The sequence below is a fragment of the Bradyrhizobium sp. JR4.3 genome (genome assembly GCF_040547695.1).
GTDB classification, from domain to species: Bacteria; Pseudomonadota; Alphaproteobacteria; order Rhizobiales; family Xanthobacteraceae; genus Bradyrhizobium; species Bradyrhizobium canariense.
Map to the genome: position 1 here is coordinate 144956 of NZ_JBEPQF010000020.1, position 6000 is coordinate 150955.

The window sequence follows — 6000 nt, forward strand, 5'->3', positions numbered from 1 at the left end:
ATCGTCCTTGCGCCGTTGAACCGCTATCCTTCCCCAGCCGACGAATGGTCGCTGCACGATGGGGGAACGATGATCCTGCAATCACTCGCCGGCCTGCCCGCCTTCCTGGTCTATTTCTGCACCGGGCTGATCGCGATCGTGGCGTATCTGTTCGCCTATACCCGCATCACGGCGCACAACGAATTCCAGCTGATCCGCGACAACGATCCGGCTGCGGCGATCGCGCTCGGCCTCAGCCTGCTGGGCTTCGTGGCGCCGCTGGTCAGCGCGATCGCGCATTCGGCCAATGTGCTGGACTGCCTGATCTGGGCGATGATCGCGCTGATCGTCCAGATCGTCGTGTTCTTTCTGGTGAGAGTGCCGGTGCCGAATCTGTCGGCGCGGATCGCCGCCGGCGAACTTGCAGCTGCCATCTGGCTCGGGCTGTCCTCGCTCGCCGCGGGGCTGCTCAACGCCGCCTGCATGATCTACTGACATGGCCGACAAGCCCTCCAAAAAGGAGTTCGGCAAGCGCCGGCCGGCGGCCGGACCGCCGCCTGCACAACAGCCGGTGAAGCGCTCCGGCCACGTCGCGCTGCTGGTGATGGGCACGATCGCGGTCGGCACCACCGCCTACACGCTGATGCCGCGGCACAATTGCGAGCCCTCCCCTGTCGGCACGGACCCGGCGGTGCAAGCGAGCACCTCGTGCAGCAGCAGCCGCAGCTCCTCCGGGGGCGGCGGCGGCTCATCGCGATCGAGTTTCTTCAGCAGCGACTCCTCGAGCCATTCCTCGTCCGGAGCGTCGTCCGATTCAGGCTCCGGCGGCGTGAGCCGCGGCGGCTTCGGCTCGTTTGGCCATGGCTTCTCCGGCGGCGGCTGACCCATGCGACGCATCGTCTGCCCCGAGCGCGACGACTGGCGGCAGACCGCCGAACAATGCGGCTTCGCCTTCCACACCATCGAGGGCGAGCGCTATTGGGACGAGCGCGCCTATTACGCCTTCACGCTCGACGAGATCGAGCGTGGCATCGAGGCACCGACCGGCGAGATCGACGCGATGTGCCTGGAGCTTGCCGGCCGTGTGATCGGCGACGAGCGCCATCTGCAGCGCTTGAAGATACCGGACGCGTTCTGGAGCCTGATCGCCGAGAGCTGGGCGCGCGACGACCGCAGCCTCTATGGCCGGCTCGATCTGAAATTCGACGGCAGGGGACCGGCAAAGCTGCTCGAATACAACGCGGACACGCCGACCTCGATTTTCGAAGCCGCGGTGTTTCAATGGACCTGGCTCGAACAGGCGATCGAACGGCGCATCATCCCGTCGCGGGCCGACCAGTTCAACTCCATCCACGAACGCCTGATCGAAGCGTGGAAGCAGATTGCCGCTAGCCGCCATGTCCATCTCACCGGCACCACGGCGAATGAGGAGGACGCCGGCACGCTCGCTTATCTCGAAGACACGGCGCGCCAGGCGGGACTGGCGACCACGCTACTCGATATCGAGGCGATCGGCTGGCGCGATGATGCCGGCGGCTTCGTCGATCTCGACAACCGCGACATCGCGCTCGCCTTCAAGCTCTATCCCTGGGAATGGATGTTCCACGACGCCTTCGGCGCAAAGCTCAAGGACGCACAGACACGCTGGATCGAACCGCCGTGGAAGGCGGTGCTCTCCAACAAGGGCATCCTGCCGCTGCTATGGGAGATGTTTCCGAACCATCCCAATCTGCTGCCGGCTTTCTTCGAGGACGATCCGCGGGCAGTCGAGCTCGGCAGTTCGTATGTGCGCAAGCCGCTGCTGTCGCGCGAAGGCGCCAACGTCACGCTGGTATCAGGCGGAATGCCGCTCGACGAGCAGGCAGGACCCTACGGCGCCGAAGGCTTCGTGCGACAGGCGCTCGCACCGCTGCCGAACTTCTCAGACTTCTATCCGGTGGTGGGAAGCTGGCTGGTCGATCACGAACCCTGCGGCCTGTCGATCCGCGAGGACGAGAGCCCGATCACCGGCAACGGCTCGCGATTTCTACCGCATGCGATCTTGTGAGGTGCGCTCTTCTTCCCTTTTCCCCTCGTGGAAGAGGAGAAGAACGCATCTCAGCGCGCCGCTGCCACCTTTAACGACGGCGGCATCAATCCGCCCATCGGGCGGCCGGAGCGCGTCGGGTTGAGCTGATAGAGACCACGACGGTCGGCGATCGGGCGGAACGCATCGGTGATGCCGACGACGGATTCGGCAGCGCCGAGCAGCAGCGTACCGTCGGCTTCCAAAACCTTGGCCATGCGCTCGAAGATCACGGCCTTGGTGTCCTGGTCGAAGTAGATCAGCACGTTGCGGCAGAAGATCACGTCGAACGTGCCGAGATGGGAGAAGTCCTGCAACAGATTGAGCTGGCGGAACTGCACCATCGCGCGGATGTCGGCGTTGAGCTGCCAGACCTCGCCCGCTTGCGTGAAGTATTTCATCAGGTGCTGGATCGGCAGGCCGCGTTGCACCTCGAACTGGCTGTAGACGCCGGCCTTGGATTTCTCCAGCACCTCCTGCGACAGATCGGTAGCGACGATCTCGATGCGCCAGCCGGCGAAGGCTGCGCCCATCTCCTTCACGCACATTGCGATCGAATAGGGCTCCTGTCCCGTCGACGATGCCGCCGACCAGATGCGCAGCGACTTGCGCGCCGCGCGCGCCCGAAGCAGCCCCGGCAGGATCGTTTCGCGCAAATGATCGAACGGGATCTTGTCGCGGTAGAAGAAGGTCTCGTTGGTGGTCATCGCTTCGACCACGTCGCTCGCAAGCCGCCCGTCGCCGTTCCTGATCTTCAGCACGAGATCGGGAATCCCGCTAAGGCTCGCCTTGCGAGCCAGCGGCAGCAACCGGCTCTCGACCAGATACTGCTTGTCCGGGGAGAGATCGAGGCCGGAGCGCTCCTTCAGGAATCTGCGCAGATAGTCGTAGTCAGCCGGCGTCACGAGCGGTCTCCCGCGAACAGGCGATTGACCCGGGCGCCGATCTGGTTGAGCGGCAGGATCGCTGCGCAGATGCCGGCATTGGCCGCTGCGCCCGGCATCCCCCAGACCACGCTGGAGGCTTCGTCCTGCGCGATCACACTGCCGCCGGCGGCGACGATGTCCTTGCCGCCACGCATGCCGTCCGAGCCCATGCCCGTCAGGATCACGGAGAGGATGGCGCCATGCCAGATGTCGATGGCGGAGGTGAACAGCGGATCGACCGCGGGCTTGCAGAAATTGACGGCGGGACCGTCGTCGAGCGCGATCGCCACGTCGGCGCCGCTGCGCACGACGCGCATGTGCTTGCCGCCCGGCGCAAGGTAGATGCGGCCCGGCTTCACCGGCTCGCCATCGACCGCCTCGGCTGCCGGCTTGCGGCTCGTGCGTGCCAGATGCTCGGCGAGAATGGTGGTGAAGGTCGGCGGCATGTGCTGGGTGATCAGCACCGGGACGCGGTCGATCACGGCGCCAAGCTCGGCGACGAGCGCCATCAGCGCCTGAGGACCGCCGGTCGATGAGCCGATCAGCAGCACCTTCGGTGCCTGGGTCGAGAACGGACGCGTGGACAGCACCGAGGACGACGACGGCGCATGCACGGCCGGAGCCGGCGCGGCAGGCCGCGCGACAACCGGTCCACGTGCGGCCGGGGCCGGGCTCGCAGGCGCCAGCGGCGGGCTCGCAACCGCGGGCTTGCGGCGAAGCCGTGCGCCGAGGTGGCGGATTTTCTGGATCAGGTCGTGGTGGAAGATGTCCGCAGCCGACGCCTCGCGCGTCGATTCCGGCTTCGGAATGTAGTCGGCGGCGCCGAGCGACAGCGCCTTGAAGCTGATCTCCGCGTTACGGCGGGTCAGCGTCGAAGCCATGATGATGACGAGATCGCGCTTCTTCGCCAGGAGTTGCGGCAGCGCCGAGATGCCGTCGAGCTCGGGCATTTCGATATCGAGCACGGCAACGTCGGGGTTGATGCGTTCGATCTGGTTGACCGCCTCGAGCCCGGTGCGCAGCGACGCCGCGACCTCCATGTCGTGCTCGGCACCGATCCAGCGCGAGATCAGACCGCGGATGACGACGGAGTCGTCGACGACCATCACCCGCAACGGTCCGGCTTCCCGCGACGAGCCCGGGGTCGAATTACCTGCGAACGCAACACTCATTACTCACCAACTCAGACTGAAACGGTCAGTTGAAGACAAACGCCGAAGGAGCCGTTCAGCCTCCGGGGCGGTCGCTCAGATAAGGCCGACTTCCTGGAATTTCGCCGTCACGATGTCCTTGTCGAAGGGCTTCATGATGTACTCGTTGGCGCCGGCGTGCAGCGCGCGCGCGATATGCGCGACGTCGTTCTCGGTGGTGCAGAACACCACCTTGGGCTGGTCGCCGCCGGGCATGCGGCGGAGATGGCCGAGGAACTCGTAGCCGTCCATCACCGGCATGTTCCAGTCCAGCAGCACAGCGTCGGGCAGGCCGCGCTTGCAGGCCTCCAGCGCCTTCTCACCGTCCTCGGCTTCGAGGATCTGGAAGTCGAGCCCTTCCAGGATCCGGCGCGCAACCTTGCGGATGACGCTGGAATCATCAACGACGAGACAAGTTCGCATGTGAACCTCTGCTTCTCCCCGCTTTTGCGGGGGCACTTCCAATTGCAGGTACGTCGGCGGATGTGCCGGCGTATCAGGCCGCCATCATCTCGGGCGCGAGCTCGAGGACGCGGTCGACGTCGAGGACGACCATGAGCTGGCCGTCGAGACGGTGGACACCGCCGGCGAGCTTGGCCATGCGGGGGTCGAGATTGACGGGGTTTTCTTCCATGCCGTCCTCGGCGAGGCGCAGCACTTCGCCGATCTGGTCGATCAGGAGGCCGTAGGATTCACCGCGCAGGTCGACGCCGACCGCCATCGGGATCTTGCCGTCCTCGGGCTTGGGCAGGCCGAGCCGGGCGCGCATGTCGACCACGGTGACGATGCGGCCGCGCAGGTTCAGCACGCCCGCGATCTCGCGCGAGGACAGCGGCACGCGGGTGACGCGCTCGGGCATGAACACGTCCTGGACGCGGGAGATCGGCAGGCCGAACAGCTGGCCACCGATCATCGCGGTGACGTATTCGACCATGGCGCCTTCGCCGGACTGGGTCTTCTTGGTCATGTGCGTATCTCCTGATCCCGCTGGTTACGCTGCTGCGCGGCTCAGCTCGGAGGCACCGGCGGCGCCCGCGGTCTGTTCCTTCAGCGCCGCGATCAGACCGGGACGGTCGAACTTGGCGACATAGTCGTGGAAGCCGGCCTGACGGCCGCGCTCGATCGCCGCCGGCGACACCAGCGCGGAGAGCCCGATGATCGGCATCGCGCCCAGATTGCTGTCGGAGCGGATGGTCTCGGCAAACTCGAACCCGTTCATGTCGGGCATCTCGATGTCGGTCAGGACCACGTCGAAGGTCTGCGCGCGCAGCGCCGCCAGGCCCTCCTGCGCGGTCGGCGCGGTGCGGACGCGGTAGCCGGCGGCCTTGAGCACCGGGGCCAGCATGTTGCGGAAGAACGCCGAGTCGTCGACCAGCAGCACCGATTGCGAGTGCAGCGACGGCTTCATCTCCTTGCGGGTGAACCAGTCGGAGAACGCCATCGGCAGGAAGTGGCCGACGTCGATCACTTCGGTGGCCTGGCCCTTGATCACGGCCGAGCCGAGAATGCCGGAGGAGGAGCCGCCGACCTCGATGTTGAGCCGTTCCTCGACGATGTCGATGATCTCGTCGACGACGAGGCCCATGGAGCGGCCGTCATCGGAGAACACCAGGATCGGCTGGGCGCCCTGGCTCGCGATGGTGACGCTCTCCATGGCAACGAGCGGCATCAGCTGCTCGCGGTACTGCACCATGTAGCGGCCGTTGCTGAACTCGATCTTGTCGGCCGGGAGTTCTTCCAGGCGGGTGACGAGCCCGAGCGGGACCGCCTTGGGCTGGGACGAGCCGGCGCGGAACACCAGGAGCGAGGTGGTCTGCTCGCCACTTCCGATGCTGTGAGC

At 66.0% G+C, this 6000-nt stretch carries 8 protein-coding genes; 3 read left to right on the forward strand and 5 right to left on the reverse strand.

Annotation, left to right across the window (positions count from 1 at the left end):
• The first annotated feature begins 69 nt into the window (after positions 1 to 69).
• From ABIB91_RS27670 to ABIB91_RS27680, 3 genes are read left to right on the forward strand one after another with little or no spacing between them, the layout of a single operon-like run.
• The gene (locus ABIB91_RS27670) at positions 70 to 474 is read left to right on the forward strand and encodes a DUF350 domain-containing protein (RefSeq protein WP_007600543.1); all 405 of its coding nucleotides are present in this window, start codon (positions 70 to 72) and stop codon (positions 472 to 474) included.
• A 1-nt stretch (position 475) separates the two neighbouring features.
• Complete coding sequence (locus ABIB91_RS27675) at positions 476 to 862, forward strand: hypothetical protein (protein WP_007600542.1); 387 nt, start codon at positions 476 to 478, stop codon at positions 860 to 862.
• A 3-nt stretch (positions 863 to 865) separates the two neighbouring features.
• Complete coding sequence (locus ABIB91_RS27680; RefSeq protein WP_007600541.1) at positions 866 to 2026, forward strand: glutathionylspermidine synthase family protein; 1161 nt, start codon at positions 866 to 868, stop codon at positions 2024 to 2026.
• A gap of 50 nt (positions 2027 to 2076) precedes the next feature.
• Here the strand turns inward: ABIB91_RS27680 and ABIB91_RS27685 are convergent, their stop codons facing one another.
• The 5 genes from ABIB91_RS27685 to ABIB91_RS27705 all read right to left on the reverse strand — a co-directional run.
• Positions 2077 to 2949, reverse strand: coding sequence for a CheR family methyltransferase (locus ABIB91_RS27685; RefSeq protein WP_354169015.1), 873 nt, complete (start codon positions 2947 to 2949; stop codon positions 2077 to 2079).
• Positions 2946 to 4142 (reverse strand): protein-glutamate methylesterase/protein-glutamine glutaminase, encoded by a 1197-nt coding sequence (locus tag ABIB91_RS27690; protein ID WP_007600539.1) that lies wholly within the window; start codon positions 4140 to 4142, stop codon positions 2946 to 2948. The genes ABIB91_RS27685 and ABIB91_RS27690 overlap by 4 nt, the downstream gene beginning before the upstream one ends.
• Before the next feature lie 75 nt (positions 4143 to 4217).
• Entirely contained in the window at positions 4218 to 4583 is a 366-nt protein-coding gene (locus tag ABIB91_RS27695; protein ID WP_007600538.1) for a response regulator, read from the reverse strand.
• A 73-nt stretch (positions 4584 to 4656) separates the two neighbouring features.
• Entirely contained in the window at positions 4657 to 5127 is a 471-nt protein-coding gene (locus ABIB91_RS27700; protein WP_007606277.1) for a chemotaxis protein CheW, read from the reverse strand.
• Between the two features lie 24 nt (positions 5128 to 5151).
• Positions 5152 to 6000 (reverse strand): response regulator (locus ABIB91_RS27705; protein WP_354169021.1); only part of this gene is annotated, 849 nt, incomplete at its 5' end.

Excerpts from the sequence above, each read along its gene's own strand:
- ABIB91_RS27670 (WP_007600543.1), top strand. The coding sequence starts at position 70 with ATGATCCTGCAATCACTCGCCGGCCTGCCCGCCTTCCTGGTCTATTTC.
- ABIB91_RS27675 (WP_007600542.1), top strand. The coding sequence starts at position 476 with ATGGCCGACAAGCCCTCCAAAAAGGAGTTCGGCAAGCGCCGGCCGGCG.
- ABIB91_RS27680 (WP_007600541.1), top strand. The coding sequence starts at position 866 with ATGCGACGCATCGTCTGCCCCGAGCGCGACGACTGGCGGCAGACCGCC.
- ABIB91_RS27690 (WP_007600539.1), bottom strand. The coding sequence starts at position 4,142 with ATGAGTGTTGCGTTCGCAGGTAATTCGACCCCGGGCTCGTCGCGGGAA.
- ABIB91_RS27695 (WP_007600538.1), bottom strand. The coding sequence starts at position 4,583 with ATGCGAACTTGTCTCGTCGTTGATGATTCCAGCGTCATCCGCAAGGTT.
- ABIB91_RS27700 (WP_007606277.1), bottom strand. The coding sequence starts at position 5,127 with ATGACCAAGAAGACCCAGTCCGGCGAAGGCGCCATGGTCGAATACGTC.